We start from the raw sequence: 16763 nt of genomic DNA, 5'->3' as shown, positions 1-16763 counted from the left end.
ACGCGGCCGTCGACTCGAGGCCGGACAGCGCGAAGGCCGGACGCCCGATTCCATCGGGAGGCCCGGCCTCACTTCCGCACCCCAGAGAGTGCGGCACAGCCCGTCTCACCAAGAATGACCAGGCAAGCATGTTGAGCCATAAAAGGCGCGAGAGCCGGGTGCCCGATTCCATCGGTGGTCCCGGCCTCACTTCCAACGCCCACCGGGGGCGCGGCACTCCCCAGCGTGCCTCGCCAACGGTGATCAGGCAAGCACTTTAAGCCATATTCGGAAGCATGGAGGCCCGGCACCTGCTCTCCGAGAGGAGCGCCGAGGCCCCCTCGCCCTGCCCCGGTCAGAACAGGTCTTCCTGGTCGGTGTTCGCCTTGGCCTTGGGCTTGCCCCGCGGGCTCTTCTTGGCACCCTTGTCGTGCAGGCCCTGGGCGACCTCTTCTGCGTAGCGGGCATGGTTGAGCTCCAGCAGCCGGTCCACCAACTCCCGCTGCGCGAAGGGGCCGACCGTGTAGCGGGTCTCTCGGGCCACGGGGTGGTGACCGTGGTCAAGCTGATCGATCAGGTCGTCCCAGCCGTAGGCGCGGCAGACCGACTCGTCGATGTCCCGGTGGATACGGCGAAGCTCGACGATGTCCTCGTCTTCGCTCTTGGGGTCGTTGACCAGGTTGTAGGTGGCGGTGAGACCGGCTTGGCGGGAGAGCATGAAGTTTCCACGGAAAGCGTCGAGTTGTTTGCCGAGAGTTCGCATCTCTTGGGTGAGTTCAGGAGTGGGAAGAGTTACAAAAACATCCGAAGGAGAATAACTGAGGTCAGCCTTCATTGTTGCGCTGTACCTAATCGCCCACCAGTAATGATGAGCACTCGACAATAGCGAAAGAAATGCCTCATCGCTCGTAGCAAACACCACAAGCTTCTGATCAAACACTTGCCCAGATTTCACCATTACAGGCATTACGGTTCTGCTTACCTGAGCCATAACTAGAACTCGATCTAGTGTAGCGATAGCCCGCAACATTGCAGGCCGCTTTTCTGCATAGTGCCACCAATAGTCGCCGTAGATCTTCCTCTTATTCCGCTCTCGCTCTGGTTTAACTAGGCGAACTATTCGCTTGTAGCACTCTGGATAACCTTTAGCCCTTTCCTCAGGCCAGTCGTGGAAGTTAATCACCCAGCGACTTCCGGAAAAGTCGGGTCGCGAGTTGAGGTCTTGCCCGTTCATATACGGGAACAGCACATCTGCGTTCCTCGGGTCTCTCTCGATCATCGCTCGGGCCGCATCGGGTTCCATGGTGAAACCAAGTCCCAGAACATACGACCCAATAAACGATATGCCGCTACTCGAAACGAGTCGATACGGGTTTCCGCTGACCCGGGATTCGGGGTCGAGTGAAGGGGTGATCGCGGAAACCACGACCCCGTCCGCGTAACGTCTGGCTTCGGCGCCAGGCTGGACCTGGCTGCCCCACACCGCGCAGTACTCCAGCACCGCGCTCCTCGACGGCCACGGCCTGCTCTTCACCGCCTGGCGGATCGTCACGCCGCCCTTCACGAGCTGGTCGAGACCCACCTCTCGCGTGTCGCCCTGCGCCAGGGTGTTCGTCGCGATCAGCCCGGTCTGGCCGCCGCCGTTCAGCAGGTCATGGGCTCGGAGCAGGAAATAGGCAACCAGGTCGGCGCTTCCCCGGGCTCCACAGCCTATTGCCTCGACCAGGTACTCCCGGTAGGCGACACCCATCGCCCCGGTGAGCTTCTTGCCGCCCAGGAACGGCGGGTTCCCGATGATCGCGTCGAAGCCGGGACCGGCCGACCTCGGTCGGACTAGGGTTTCCCCGCTCTCGGGAAGCTCGGTGACCTGGCTCGCGAAGACCTCGGGGAAGGCCAATGGCCAGTGGATCGGATGACGGTCGAAGGAGCCGTCAACCTGGTCGGTGGCCAGCCATCTGCGACGCTGTTCCCAGGCGACCAGCTCGGCCCGCTCCGCTCTCCTGCTCACCGCGTCGGCAAGCTCGGCAGCCCGGAGCGAGGCGACATCGGCGCTTATCTTTCTGCTCTTCTCGGTCGAGCCGGATCGACCGTGGTCGCCCTCCAGGTCCCGATCCGGGCTGTTGACATCATAGATCTCCCGCGCCAGCGCCGCTCCCACCGTCAGGTCCGCGAACAACCGAAGCTGCGCCGAAGCGGCCTCTATTTCCCCTAGCCGTGCCCGCTTCTTAGCCAATGCAGCCAGCGGGTCGTCCCCCAGCTCGATCTCTGCAATCCCCCGGCGGCTCTCGGCCAGCTCCGCGACCCGCGAGCGCACCCCGTCCGTCCAGCCAAAAAGATCCTCGTGGATCTTCCGGCCCTTCTCCACGTTCATGTGCATGACCTCAAGCTGGTCGATCGAGGTGATGCCCAGCAGCGAGTCCCCCGCCACCAACCGGTCGTCCACGAAAGTGAACGGCCGGGCCGGGTCCATCGAGACCAGCCACAGCGACAGCTTCGCCATCTCCACGGCCATCGGGTTGATGTCCGCGCCGTACAGGCAGTGCTCGATGATCTGGCGCCTGGCCTCGATGACCAGCGGGTCCGCCTCGGCGTCGACGGTGCGTACCTGGTCGGCCTCGCGGCCGTCAAGGTAGGCGACCGCGCGCTCGTCGCCCTCGCGGGACCAGGATTCGACCAAAGCCTCGCCCAGGTAGCGGGCCGCGGCGACCAGGAAGGCGGCCGAGCCCATCGCGATGTCGGCGACCTTGAGCTTCAGGATCTCGGCAGACGTCTTCGGCTTCCACTGCGACCGGTCGGCGGTCTGCAGTGGGCCGACCATGTAGATCAGCGGCTCCAGGGCTCCCTCGACGACCTCCTCGGCGAGCTTCCTCGGCGTGTAGTGGGTGCCGGTGTTCTTCCGCAGCGCCGACTCGGTGACGTACAGCGTGCCGGGCAGGATGACCAGCGGCAGGCCGCGCAGGTCGTCGCGGATGACCCCGGCGAACGGCAGCAGCCGCCGGGCCAGCTCGGCGTCCCCGTCGGTGGCCGCGAGCAGTCTCCGGGTCGCCTCCAGCTCACCGGCCGCGTCCAGGGGGGTCAGTTTTCGAGCGACGGCACCGGCCGTGCCGAGCCCGGTGTCCTTGTGCAGCTCGGCCAGCTTGGCGGCGAAGCCCTCGCCCGTCGTACCGCCGAATCCCTCGGCGAGGTTTTCGAGGTGGGTCAGCTCGACCTCGGCCTCCTTGCCGGCCTTGCCGATCAGGCCGACGACGGTGTCCGCCGCGCGGAAGCCCTCGAAGGAGAGCAGTCCCTCGTAGACGTAGCCGATCTGCTCGACGTCCAGGGAGCGGAAGCTGAGCCTGCGGCGCTCGCGGTTCTTCCCGGTGCCGACCTCGACGTACTGCACCGCCTTGAGCATGTGCAGGACGGTCCGGTCGTCGATGTTCAGCGGCATCCAGGAGAAGGTGTCCGGGTCGAAGAGCGAGCCGTCGTGCGGGTGCATGCTGAGCCGGGGGTGGTCGACGCCCCGGTAGACGGCCGCGAAGACGGCGAGCAGCCGGTGCCAGGCGGCGTTGCTGTTCTCCAGCTCGGTCTCGGAGCCGTCGATGGCGAGCTGCTCCAGCTCGGCGCAGAGCCGGCCCGCGGAGTAGGCGGTGGCGTAGACCTCGTTGTCGGCGGGGAGCAGGCCGCGTTCCTCGGCGAAGAGCAGGAAGACGATCCGCATCATCACGGTCACCGAGCCCCGGTAGACCTCGTGCGCCGTGATGTCGTCGCGGACGCCGGCCCGGCCGATCGCGGTGACGAGCAGCTCGACGGCCTGGCGGACCTGGACGCCGAGGGCCTCGGTGATCTCCTCCTGGTTGTCCAGGCTGGCGGCGAGCAGCGCGGGAAGCCGCTCGGCCTGGGGTACCGAGAAGAAGCGGTCCGCGTTGAGCAGCGAGACGAAGGCGCGGAGGACGTCGCGCTCGGCGGCCTCCGGCCAGGGGATCGCGTCGAAGACGGCGGTGGTGGTGACGCCGCCCCGGGGCGCCCAGACCAGGGTCCACCAGCGGCCGTCGGTGACCAGGCCGAGCTCGACGCCGTGGTGGCGGCAGAGCTGGGCCATCCGGTCGACGGGGGTGGCGGCCCAGCTGGAGGTGCGCATCCGGACCATCGGGTGGTCGTTGCTGATCATGCCGAGCAGCCGTACGTCCCCGGCCGCGACCGGGCGCGGCGCGATCCTGGTCGTGTCCGAGACCGGCGCGGTCCCGGCCGCGCCCGAGTCCGGTGCGACCTCGATCACGCCCGAGTCCGGCATGGTCCCGATCGCACCCGGGTTCGGCCCGGCGGAGGACGAGCCCGGGACGGTCAGCGCGAAGTGCGGGGTGAGGGTGGTGTCGTGCTCGGGGACCTGGACGGTCAGCTCGTCGAGGCCGCCGATCCGTACCGCGTCGCCCCAGCCGAGCAGCTCACGCAGCACGTGGCCGATCCAGGCCCGGCGAACGGCGGCCCGGTCCCTGGAGTCGCGGCCGGCCAGCCAGGTGGCGTGCGCGAGACGGAGCCGGTCGAGCTCCGCCCTGTTCAGCGAGTCGAGCTCCGGCCAGGCCGAGCGGAGCACCGGCACGCTGAGGAACGGGCCCGACACCTCGACGAGGCTCAGCCACTCCTGGTGGGTGCGTACCGCGTCCCGCTCCCGGCCGAACGTCCTGCCCCGGCTCATCGGGTGGCCTCCCGCTTCGGCACGACGAAGACCACGGCCACCGGGAACCGGTGCGGCTGCGGGTCGCGGTAGCGGGCCGCGATGGTGGCGAGCTCGCGGTCGCGCTCCTCGGCAAGGCGGGACAAGCGGTCCTCCCAGGATCTGCGGTCTCTGCGGTACTGGTCGAGCTCTTCCTTGTTCCGGCTCGCCTCGATCCGGCTGAACAGCGCGTCCTCGTCGCTGTTCTCGGCGAGCTTGGCGCGGAGCGTGCCCTCGAAGCGGGCCAGGTTGGCGGTCAGCCGGGCCTGCTCGGCCTCCATCCGCTGGACGAGCTTGCGCTCCAGCTGGTCGCGTTTCTGGTCCTTGCCGTTGACCCGCCAGTCGATCGACTGCAGGACGGCCTCGCCGACCTTCGGCCAGAGCGCGGCCACCCGGTGCCGTACCGGGGCGGAGGCGGGGGTGCCATCGGCGAGGGCCCGGCCCAGGAGGGTGCCGAGCGCGGTCACGCTGTCCAGCCGCCGGAACCGGCCGCTCTCCGGGATCCAGCCTCCGGCGTGCAGCACCTCCTCGTGCAGCCGGACACCGTCGCCGCCGACCAGCACGAACCGGAAGAACGCGCCGACCAGCGTGGTCTCCAGCGCGGGATCGTCGCTGACCACCGCGGTCACCCGGTGCAGGTCGATCTCCGGGTTGGAGACGGCGGCGCGGAGCAGCCGGGTGGACATCGCGACGAGTGGGTGGTTCAGGTGGGCGAGGACCACGTCGTCACGTACCCGGCCCTGCGGATCGAAGGTGGCCTGCTCGTCGAAGGTGACCGGGCGCTGCCTGGGCACCTCGTCCTTCCTGCGGAGTTTCTCGGCGAGCCCGGCGGTGGCGCGCTCCCAGGAGCCGGTGAGCGGCGGCACGTCGTACAGCCCCTCGGCGAGGTGCTTGTCGTCGACGTGCCTACGGAGCGGCTGCTGGCGGGCCAGGCCGAGCGCGGTGTCGACCACCCGTTTCACCTTGACCGGGTTGAGGTCCAGCTCGCGTTTCGTGTCGTCGATATTGGCGCGGAGCCTGCGCACCTGCTCGCCGACGTCGGTCTCGGCCTGCACGGTCTGCGACTGCGGTGCCTGTTCCACGTCGTAGTCGGGGATGCCGCCCAGCATCCGCCTCTGTACGGCGTCGGCCAGCACCGCGTTGACCGAGCCGAGGTCCTCCTCCATCCGGGCGACCTTCTGCGCGACCCGGGAGAGGAACTCCAGGTCGGCCTCGAAGGAGTCGACGGCCCGCTCCCAGCCGGTGCCGACGAAGTGGCGGATGTCGGGGTTGTGCTGCTGGCCCCACCGGTCGACCCGGCCGATCCGCTGCTCCAGCTTGTTGGGGTTGAACGGGATGTCGTAGTTGATCAGCCGGTGGCAGTGGTTCTGCAGGTCGATGCCCTCGCTGGCGGCGTCGGTGGCCAGCAGGATCCGTACCGGGTGCTCGGCCGGGTCGGTCTGGAAGGCGACCCTGAGCTGCTCGCGCTCGTCGGCGGCGATGCCGCCGTGCAGGATGGCGAGCCGGTCCCCGGCCAGGTCCTCCTGGCGGAGCAGCTCGGTCAGCCACCGCTGGGTGTCGCGGTACTCGGTGAAGACGACGACCCGCTCGTTGGTCCAGTGCCGGTCCGGGCGGCAGACCGCCTTGAGGTAGGTGATCAGCTCGCGGGCCTTGGCGTCGGGGGCGGCGGCGTAGTCGAGCGCCCAGGTACGCATCCGGTTGAGCAGCTCGACCTCGGCCTCGGTGGCGGCGCCCTGGAGCGGCGCGGCCATGCCGATGGCGTCGTCCTCGGCCTCGGCCAGCGGCTCGTCGTCGAGGACGGCCGTCTCCTCCCAGAAGTCCTGCACCCACTCGGGGGCGTCATCGTCATCGTCCGTCTCGACCGGCCGGGTGGTGACGGTGCTGAGGTAGACGCCGACAGTGTGGGCGAAGGCGGCCGGGCTGGAGAAGAGCCGCTTCTTGAGCAGCAGCGTCACCAGGTCGGCGGCCTTGCGGCCCTTCCGGCTCCGGTTGAGCCGCGACCGGCGGAGTTCCGCGAACACCTTGAGCAGTTCGTGGGCCTCGCGCTCGTCCTCCGGGTAGTGCACCGGGATGGCCTGCGCGGCGCGCTCCAGGAAGCGCTTGCTGCCGTCGCCGTTGACGATGTGCCGCTTGAGGCGGCGTACCACCGTCTCCTTGACCGCGGCCTGGTCGGGGTCGACGCCCCGGGCGAAGCGCTGGTCGTCGAGGATCTCCAGCAGCGCGGTGAAGCTCGCCTGGTAGCCGTTGTGCGGGGTGGCCGAGAGGAAGAGCCGGTGGGTGAAGTGCGGGGCGAGGTGGCGGATCAGCTTGGTCTGCTGGGAGTCGACCGCGTAGACCTGCTTGGGGGCGGCCGGGGCGACGTGGTGTGCCTCGTCCAGGATGAGCAGGTCGAAGCGGCGCTCCAGTCCCGAGGAGTCGAGCACCTCGTTCAGCAGGCGCTGCGCCTTGGGGCCGCGTAGCCAGGGCAGGCTGACGATGGTCAGCGGGTAGACCTTGAACGGGTTGGCGGCGCTGCCGTGGGTGCGGCGGACCGTCGCGCAGCGCTCGGTGTCGACGATGGTGAAGTCCAGGCCGAACTTCTCCGCCATCTCGTCGCGCCACTTGAGGGTCAGCCCCGCCGGGCAGACGATCATGACGCTACGGGCGCGGTTGCGGAGCAGCAGTTCCTGGGCGACGAGCCCGGCCTCAATGGTCTTGCCGAGGCCGACGTCGTCGGCGAGCAGCAGGTTGACCCGGGGCGCGTCCAGGGCGCGGGCCACCGGCTCCAGCTGGTAGTTCTCGATGGCGACACCGGAGCGGAACGGCGCCTGGAGCGTCTTGACGTCGGCACTGGCCACCGCGGACCAGCGGATCGCGTCAAGAAAGGCGGCCAGCCGCTCGGGCGGGTCGAAGCCCTCGGGGGTCACATCGGGCAGCGAGCCGCTGGGCAGCACCCGGCGGCCGGGCTCGATCTCCCAGACGACGTCGAGCCGGTCGCCGTACCGGCCGTCCTCGACGCTCTGCAGGCCGACCAGGGTGCTGGGCTCGCCGGCGTCGACCTCGCTGACCACCCAGCGCTGCCCTCGGATCTCCACCAGGGCTCCGATGCCCGGTCGTTGCTGGGTCGCGCTCAGGGGGGTCGCGCTGGTCACCATTCACTCCTCGCCGACGGCTCCCCGCCGCTCCCGCGCTCGGGCCGTCGTTCCGTGATCGAGGGGATGTGATCATCGGGGGGAAGGTTTACCGGGCGGGGGCCAACGGGGGTAAAGGACCTGCAAAGTCGATCGCCCAGGAGCCGTTCCGTCAAGGGCGCGAACTGGACTGTACGCCATATATGTGTCCTATGTCCACAGAAAAAATATTCGTGCGCTTAGTTCACATATAATCAGGAACGATCTAGTATCTCTCAGTGTGACGCGGCACACCCCCGATCGGGTTACCCGCTTCCCGCCCCCAAGCCCAGGCCGTACGAGCACAGGCGTGTGGCTGCCCCCGGAGAGTTCGATGACGCCACATCAACGGCGAACCCGACCAGGGCCACCGGACGACAGAGGTGACCCGCCCCCACGACAGGGCGACCGTCACCGGGCGGATCGACCTGGCCATCGACTCGTCAGACAGGCGTCCTGGTTCCGTCCGCCGGTCGCGGGCCACGCGCACACCGAATCACGTTCCGCCCCTTACGATCCAACCCTCTCTCCCAGATGACCGCATTTTATTGCTAAACACGGAATTCAACGGCACACGACCATACGATATGGGCCAGCAATACGGAAGGTGGGGGTGCCGACAGTGCAGCACTGCACCAAGAAAGGTCCACATAACCACCACACCGCACCTCTAGGTTATGGCGGGGAACAAAAAGCGTTTACGGATATCGATCTGGTCGTAGCGGAGGTGGCGGCCAGGGTCACCGTGGATGACCTCCTGTCCAGCGTCGCCGGGTACCCCCCGAGTTTACGCAAGGAAATACTGCGACATGTGGGGCTGTCTGATATGCGGTCGATCAGCAAATCAGCGGCGACCAATCTTGTGCACACGCTCCGGGGAAGCGACAGGAAGCGGAGTTCGTCGCTCATCAACGTTCTCAGCCTGCCCTTTCTCTCTGGATTCGGAAATCACGACGAGCTCACCACGGACGCCTGCACGAGGTTGCTACGGCCAGGTTCTGCCGCCGAGGTGATGTCCTCGGCGCCCGTCTTCGCCGAGACACTGGCGAACACGAGGCACCTCACCGACAACTTCGCCGATCTCGTCATCGCACACATCTGCCGGTGTGACGTTCCGCTGTCTCCGGTGGCACTCGCCCTGCTCGTCCCCTCCGCCGAGCGCATGGGCTCGAATGCCGCCGAAGAGGTTCGCACCGCCTGGCAGGGGTTGCGCACCCTGCATCCCGATCTCCCGGAAACACCGATCTCGCTGTCCGAACTCCGCGAGGCCCTCTGGTCTCTCCCCTCGGCGACAGCCGAGGATTCGGATCCCGACACGATCGAAGCGCCCGACCACTACGAGCCCGAAGAGTTCGAGTTGACGACAGAGCCAGAAGAATCCGCGACGAGTGAGACGCCCCCTGCCGCCGTGGACTCCATCGAGGCGTTACGAGAAGAGATGAGCCGTCTGCGCCAGACGCTGTTGAAGGCCGCCGAGGCCGCCGGAAACGTGCAGCGAGCATGCGCGGACGCACGCCGGCCCCTTGACCGCGATCTCGAAGTGATCGCGCGGAGCGTCACCGGCTTCGACGGACTGCGGGACCGGCTCGCATCGGCGGCCAACTCCACGATCACCGACGGCACGGTGGCCGCCCTTCAGCAGACTCTCGACCATGTCGTGGCGGCGAGTTCCCAACGTCGCCGGATACTCGCGCTGGCTCACCTTGAGGGTCCACCCGTCCTGGAAACACTGCTGGAAGAGGTCCGTGCCGCCGCCCGCAGGGAGTCTCCGATCCTGGAGACGCTCGCCGAGCTCATCCGCCTCACCGATGACGGCGATGACCAGGACGCCTTCCTCCGAACATCCGAGTTGCAGGAGCAGTTCAGGCGGGAAGCGCCGGACAGCTGGGCCGCCGTGGCCGTAGCCGCGGTGCGAGGTCGGCTGACGGTTCCCGAGCGACCGGACATCGCCTCGCCCACCCCCGCGGACAGCGGATTCTCCGAGGAGGATCAGCCTGGCGAGGACGAGCGAGACGACGGAGGAACGGCCCCCGCGACGGACGAGCCGGAAACGCCGTCACCGGCTCAGGGCTCCGCTCTCCCTCCCCCCACGGAGAATCAGGATGAGCTGGCCGACCTGGACGCCTTCCTGGAGGAAGGGCTGACGCGGCCGGCGGAGACGTCCGTTCGGGAGCCCGCGAAGTCGGAGCGGACTCCCCCGGGCGAACCTGCCATAGCGGTGACCGGCGGTCCCACCTCCCCCGATTTCCCCGCCGACCCCGCGGCCGGGATCACGCCGGTGAACGAGGACTCTGAGGAACCGGCGCGCCCTGAGATAACAGCGATCGACCATGTTTCTCCCTCTCCGTCGTCCACGGACCATCCGGCGAGACTTCCCTCGGAGGCGGCCGAGGCCGAGGCGGAGGCGATCCGTACCGGACAACTGGGTCTGGCCGCCTGGCTTCGCGTGGCAGCGGGCCGCCCCAGCGCCGAGGTCAACGCACGACGGTGTGCTGCCATGGCCGCCGAGATGAGTGAGTTCGCCGGACGGCTGTCAGCCGTGTTCAACGAATCGGCCGCGAACGTGACGTCGAAGGCCCTCGCCGAGGACACGGCCGGGCAGCTGCTCGGCTGGGCCGCGGCGATACGAGCCGGTCTGATCCATCCCACCCCGGAGACCGCCCCGCTGATTGAGGACCTCTCCCCCGTGGTCTCCGACTTCCCGGCGCTGACCGCGTACGGAAAGGCCTTCGCCAAGGTCGCCAAGGACGGCGCCTATCTCGTGCCGGGTCTGTCGGGGAGGTTGCAGAACGCCTCGCAGGCGGAGAACAACCGGAAAGACGCCTCCTTGGCCGCGTTGAGGTTTCTTGAGGAGGCCCCCTCTCAGACGATCAAGTTTCAACGGGCCACCGAGGTATGGAAATTCCTGCTCCAGGAGAACGCCCCTCTGGGTGCTCTGCTCGCAGTCGCGGCTCGCGACGACGAGTCCGAGATGCGGAACGCGAGGGCGAAGCTCAAGGAGCTCCGTGCCGGTCACATGATCGACCGGACGATCGACGCCGCGGCCAAGGAGCGGACGTCGAACCGCGGCAGCAGCCGGATCCACTCCAGCGCGCGGATCAAGCTGGTGGAGAAGGTCAACCGAGCTCTGGACATCGTGGCGACCTGGGTGACGGCCGTCCACGAGGTGGAGGCGCTGCGTACCGACAGCTTCGGCGTTCCCTCGGTTGTCGGGGCGCTGAACGACCTTCGTACGGTAGTCAACAACAACAGGGTTCAGGCGGAGGAGGAGCTCGTACGGCTCGCCGACTCTGCGGAGCCCCTGGCCGCTGCCGCGTTGGCCGCCTCAACGCTGATCCGCGACACCCTCAGGTTGCTGGACGGAGGTCCCCCGCCGGAGTCCGAGCCCCCGATCGCCCATGTGCTCAACGGCGATCTCCTGTTCTCTCCCGCGATCAGAGTCGATGCCGACACCCTGGTCCCGTACGAGACCCCTGTCCTGAGCCTGCTCACGCCCCTGTGTGGTGAAAGTGGCCGAGACTGGCACACCGCCTTTCTCGCACGCGCCGATCTCGGCGATCACGAGGGCACTCGAGCTGTCATCGCCGTCCTGTCCGCTCAGGACCAGGAACTCGCAGCCGAGCTCCGAAGCCGCCGGGAGAAACTCGTCTCCGCCGCGAGGCATGAGCGCGGCGATCGGATCGAGGACATCCGTGACCAGATCGCGGAGTGGCGCCGGGACGGTGTGCTCCCCGAGATCGCCTCGACCCGCTTCTCCGCGACGCTCCAGACACTGGCCGGTGACGAGCGGGATGACTTCGGCATCATTTTCCACGCTTTAGAGGAGTTGAAGCGGGAAGCGGAAAAAATCCGTGATGACAGGATCGCCGTGGAGCATGAGCGGCTGGACGTCCTTAGCGCCGAGAACTCCAACGTCGCCGAGGTTCAGGAGCGGATCAAGGGCTTCATCGACGTAGGCGACCTGACCACGGCTCACGAGTTCATCGCGCAGGCACAGGCTGGCAAGCCGCTTCCCGAACGCTCCGACGCCGTCGACCATCTCAGCAGGTTCTTCCCTCACTTCCCCAGGGCCTTCGAGGGCATGTCCTCCCGCTCATCGAGACGGCAGCGGCCAGAGAGCGACGACTGGCTCCAGAAGCTCAAGGACGCCCTCAAGTTCAAGAACGACGTCACCGATCCCGAGTTGGGCGACGTCCTGACACAGGCGGGGCTGTCGGTCTCCGGTATCCCCAGAGGCCGGTCCGGAGTGTCGGAATACGGTCTGCGCTTCTGGCAGACCATGTCCCAGGGCCCCAAGGCCGCGGGCAACCTGAAAAGCGCCATCGCGGCGGTGTTACAGATGATCGGCCTTGAGGCCGACCAGGAGGCCGGCCACAACGAGGCGCAGAACCGAACCTGGGTCGCCCTCAGCAATGTCAGCACGATAGGCGAGGCCCTGCTGCCGGCGTTCGGATCCAGGATGAGCCCGTCGGGTGGCCGCCTCAAGCTGCTGCTCGTGTGGAAATCCCCGGGACCGCAGCAGGTCGTCGAATGGCTGAAGGAACAGCCGGAGGGCCAGACCGTCCTGGTCTTCTACTTCGGTGTTCTCACCGTGGAGCAGCGGCGCCAGCTGATCGCGGTCAGCCGCAAACGCCCCATTCCGGTGACGGCCGTCATCGACGACGCCGCGGTCAGCTATCTCGCGTTACTGCCCGAGGCCAGTTGGACCTCCACGGTGAGCCTGCTCGCGCCGTTCAGCTCCGCCAACCCGTACGCGCCCACCGGAGATGTGCCGGAGGAGATGTTCTACGGACGTTCGGACCAACTGCAGGAGGTCATGAGCAGGACGGGCTCCTCGTTCGTCTACGGCGGCAGGCAGCTCGGCAAGTCCGCCCTGCTCCGCAAGGCCGAGCGGCAGATCCGGAGGTCCGATCCGGACCGGAAGATCATCTTCGAGATCATTCAGGACATCGGCCGGATGGTCCCCGTGGAGTCGCTCTGGCCCATGCTCGCCGGCAAACTCGCCGCCGCCGAGATCCTTCCGCAGTCGGCGAGGACACTCTCCGACCCGAAGGAGATCTGCCACGGTGTGAAGGGGTGGATCGAGGAGGATCCGGCGCGGCAGTTGCTGATCCTGCTGGACGAGGCCGACGAGTTCCTCAACGAGGACGCTCGGCGCGCGTTCAGCAACGTCATCGCCCTGCGCAACCTGATGAACGAGACCGACCACAGGGTGAAGGTCGTCTTCGCCGGGCTGCACAAGACCGCCCGCTTCGACAGCCTGTCGAACCAGCCACTGGCACATCTCGGAGCACACATCGCCATCGGGCCGCTCGACCCGCAGGACGCGTTCAACCTGCTGACCAGGCCACTGGCCGCGCTCGGCCTGCGCTTCCCCGCCACCCTCGCCTCACGGGTGATCGCGGAGGCCAACAACGCCCCCGCCCTGATCCAGCTCTTCGCGGAGTCCTTGCTGACCCGCCTGCGACGGCTTCCCGCCCCGCAGGCGGCGTTGCCCTACGAGATCACCCGCGAGGATGTGGACGCCGTCTGGCGGGACAACAAACTGGCCCGCGGGTTCCGTGACCGCTTCGAGCTGACGCTCAACCTGGACAAACGGTACAAGGTCATCGCCTACGTGGTGGCGTTCCACTCTCTCGACGCGGGCGCGGACGCCACGATGACGGCCGGCGAGTTGCGGACCTCCTGTCAGGGATGGTGGCCCCAAGGGTTCAAGGACTCCTCCAGTGACGGTTTCCGCGGGCTCCTGGAGGAGTGCGTCAACCTCGGCGTTCTCGCCGCCGATCGGGAACGTTACCGGCTGCGCACCCCACATATCCTCAACCTGCTCGGCGGCGCCGACGAGGTCGAGGCCGTCCTCGAACAGGCCGAGAGTTTCGAGCAGGCCGACTCCTTCGACGCACAGTCCTACCGTGCCGCCTACCTGGGACACCGAGAGCGTTCCCCGCTGACCGGCAGTCAGGTCTCCTGGCTGCTGCGCCGGCAGAACGTGCTTCACCTGATCGCCGGCTCGAAGGCGCTGCAGCTCGACCGGGTGGCGTCCGCGCTTCAGGACGAGGCCAGGAGGCACGGCCAGGCGCAGACATGGCGGGTCGGCGAGAACGGCCTCACCTTCGACGGAGCAATACAGCGGGCCGGCAACAGCTCGGGACACAACCTCGTCATCGTCGATCTTTCCGGCCTCTCGCACATCAAGGGGACCGGCATCATGCGCTCGGCCTCTCGCGCGGTCTCGCTGTCCAGCGGCGGCACTCTCGCCATCGCCGTGATCGCCCCACCGGAACACGCCCTGCAGTGGCTGACGGTCGGCCGTGGGGCGGACATGGCCACAGACGAGATCGACGATCTGACCAGCACGGCCAACCTCGTGGAGCTGCAGCCGTTCAACCGGCCAGGAGTTCGGCAGTGGATGCACGAGGAAGGGCTGGGATTCCAGGACGAGACCAGTCAGGGGGCACTGTTGCGGGTCACCGGCGGGTGGCCGGTTCTGATCAGCAAGGTGATCCAGGACCTGAGCAGGCCCGACATCGACCGCGAACACGCCTTGGAGACCTGCCGGACATATCTCCACCAAAGACCAGATGATTTCGTCAGGTCCACCGGGGTTCTCTCCGGTACGGCTCTGGGGTCCGCCTGGCGTGAGCTTGTGCGGCTGACCGAGATCGCCGACGACTCGGAGACGATCGCGGACCTGCTGGCTCTGGCCGGAGCGGAGGAGGAGGGACATCCGCTTTCCGAATCCCGTCTGCGGGAGGAAGGCTACATCTCCACCGCGGACCTGGTCGAGGTGCTCCGTACGCTGGGCGCGCTCGTACCCCGCACCGACGGAAAGCTCGAACGCGAATCCGTCCTCATGAACGCGACCCGGCGGATGGAGCAGTCTCGGTGACACCGGATCCGCTGCTGCCGATACTCCGCGCGGTGGCCGAGGTGTTCCTGTCCCGGCCCGCCCTGGCCGGACGGGAACACGACGTCGATCAGTTCGTCACCGCCCAGCGGGAAACGCTCATCGAGGCACTGGTCAGGTTCCAAGGACTTCGGGATCTTCTTCGAAGAGATCTCCGGATTCCCGACCAGCCGGAGTCACGGGCCCTCGCGACGCTACTGCTCTCCGCTGACCACGATGTCCGCCAGGCGGGACTCCGGCTGGCGGAACAGCTGAACAGAGTGAATCGCCTCCAGCAGACCCGGCTACGGAGACACCAGAGAAAAGTCGACGACCTACGTGCCCGGTTGGAGCGGGTCATCGGCCGGAACGAGCACACCGCCACGGAGCTTCGAAGTACCAGGGCCGCTCTTGAGGACGCCGAAAAGCGCGCCGAGGAGCTGGGAATCCAGGTGTCGACCCTCCAGCGGCGTCTCGGTGATCCGCATGCGACCGCCGCCGGTCTCCTCAGCACCCTGCGGCATTCACCCGGCACACCCGACGGCGACGCCGAAAGCCTAGATCCACTCAACCGGCCGCCCTCTGCCGTCACTCCGCTTCTCGCGCTCGCGGCGAAGACCGCGGGCATCGAGCCCGAGACGCTCGTCGCGGCGCTCCAGGCGATCGTGTCTCCTCCGGACGTCAGGCCGGAGCCTCGGGTGAGCGTCGCCCGGGAACTCCAGCTACGCGTCCTGCCCCTGGGGGGCGCCACCGAGATCGGCGGCTCCTGCGTACTCGTCGAAGCCGGAGGCACCCGGCTGCTCGTCGATGCCGGACTGCGCCCAGGTGATCCGGCCCAGCCGCCGCGCGATATCGACCAGGCCCTGAGCGGACCGATCGACGCCGTGGTGGTCACCCACGCTCACACGGACCACTGCGGATATGTTCCCGCACTGGTCGAGTGGATTCCGCAACTGCGAGTGATCGCGACCCCGGCGACCGTGCGGTTGATGCCCACCATGTGGGCCGACTCCGCGAAGCTGATGGACCGGCGACAACACACCTACAACAGTTGGGGAGCGAGCGGCGAGACCCTCTACCAGCAATATGCCGTCAAGGCCGCGGCCCAGCGCTGCGAGGAGGTCCCATACGGCGTGCGGCGCCGGATCGGGGACATCACGCTCGAACTCTTCCCCGCAGGCCACATCCTCGGAGCCGCCGGAGTCGTCGTCCAGGCCGGTGACCAGCGCGTCGTCATCACCGGCGATATTTCCGGATTCCGCCAGGAGACCGTGGACGGCTACCGGATCCCGGACGTGGCACACGAGGCGGACCTGCTCGTGATGGAGTCCACCTGCTGCGGCGAAATCCACGATGCGCGGGAGACTCGCGTCAACGACCTGATCCAAGCCGTCGAAGACGTCCACTCGGCCGGTGGGCGTGTTCTCATTCCCGCCTTCGCGCTCGGTCGCGCTCAAGAACTCGCGCTGATCATGCGAGGCAGGCTGCCCCACGTACCGGTGCTGCTCGACGGAATGGCCGCGGACATCACCGCATCGTTTGAAACCATCACCGCCGACCATGACTCCCCGCTGCGCATCGTCGGCGGGAATGTGACACGGGCCAACCGCCCCGACGATCTCGACCGGTTCACCTCCGGAGTGGTGATCACCACGTCGGGCATGCTCACCGGAGGGCCCGCCGTGCAGTGGGCGGCACGCATCCTGCCGGAGGCGAACAGCGCGCTCTTTCTCTCCGGGTACCAGGACGAGGAGTCCGGCGGCGCCAGGCTGCTCAGACTCTCCGAGGAGGGCGCCTCGTATCTGCCCATCGACGACCACGGCGTGGAGAGAAGGATTCCCCTCAGAGCCCGTATCGAGAAGATGCGACTCTCGGCACACGCCGACAAGCGGGGGCTGCTCGAAATCGCCGACGAGATCTCGGCCCGGCAGGTGATGTTGGTGCACGGTGTCCCGTCGCGCCAGCGGGACTTCGCCAGAATCCTACAAATACGCCACCACCGCGTGGCGCCGACCGGCCCCTGGCACGGAGGGGCATCGGTCTGACCATGGGGTCG

General features: G+C 67.5%; 4 protein-coding genes. 2 read left to right on the top strand and 2 right to left on the bottom strand.

Annotation, left to right across the window (positions count from 1 at the left end; genetic code table 11):
• Positions 1–334: 334 nt before the first annotated feature.
• Together ABT130_RS22090 and drmD are read right to left on the bottom strand one after the other, a co-directional pair.
• The gene (locus ABT130_RS22090) at positions 335–4654 is read right to left on the bottom strand and encodes an Eco57I restriction-modification methylase domain-containing protein (protein ID WP_350957887.1); all 4320 of its coding nucleotides are present in this window, start codon (positions 4652–4654) and stop codon (positions 335–337) included.
• Positions 4651–7806, bottom strand: coding sequence for a DISARM system SNF2-like helicase DrmD (gene drmD / locus ABT130_RS22085; RefSeq protein ID WP_350957884.1), 3156 nt, complete (start codon positions 7804–7806; stop codon positions 4651–4653). The genes ABT130_RS22090 and drmD overlap by 4 nt, the downstream gene beginning before the upstream one ends.
• 1027 nt (positions 7807–8833) lie before the next feature.
• Here drmD and ABT130_RS22080 point away from each other — a divergent pair.
• Positions 8834–14710, top strand: a complete 5877-nt coding sequence (locus ABT130_RS22080) for a hypothetical protein (protein WP_350957881.1) — start codon at positions 8834–8836, stop codon at positions 14708–14710.
• The gene (locus ABT130_RS22075; RefSeq protein WP_350957879.1) at positions 14707–16752 is read left to right on the top strand and encodes an MBL fold metallo-hydrolase; all 2046 of its coding nucleotides are present in this window, start codon (positions 14707–14709) and stop codon (positions 16750–16752) included. Before ABT130_RS22080 ends, ABT130_RS22075 begins: the two co-directional genes overlap by 4 nt.
• Positions 16753–16763: the final 11 nt, after the last annotated feature.

Origin of the sequence: Streptosporangium sp. NPDC001681 (genome assembly GCF_040298085.1) — a bacterium.
GTDB lineage: Bacteria > Actinomycetota > Actinomycetes > Streptosporangiales > Streptosporangiaceae > Streptosporangium.
The sequence above is the reverse complement of the archived record's forward strand: the minus strand, read 5'-3'. Positions and strand labels throughout refer to the sequence as shown.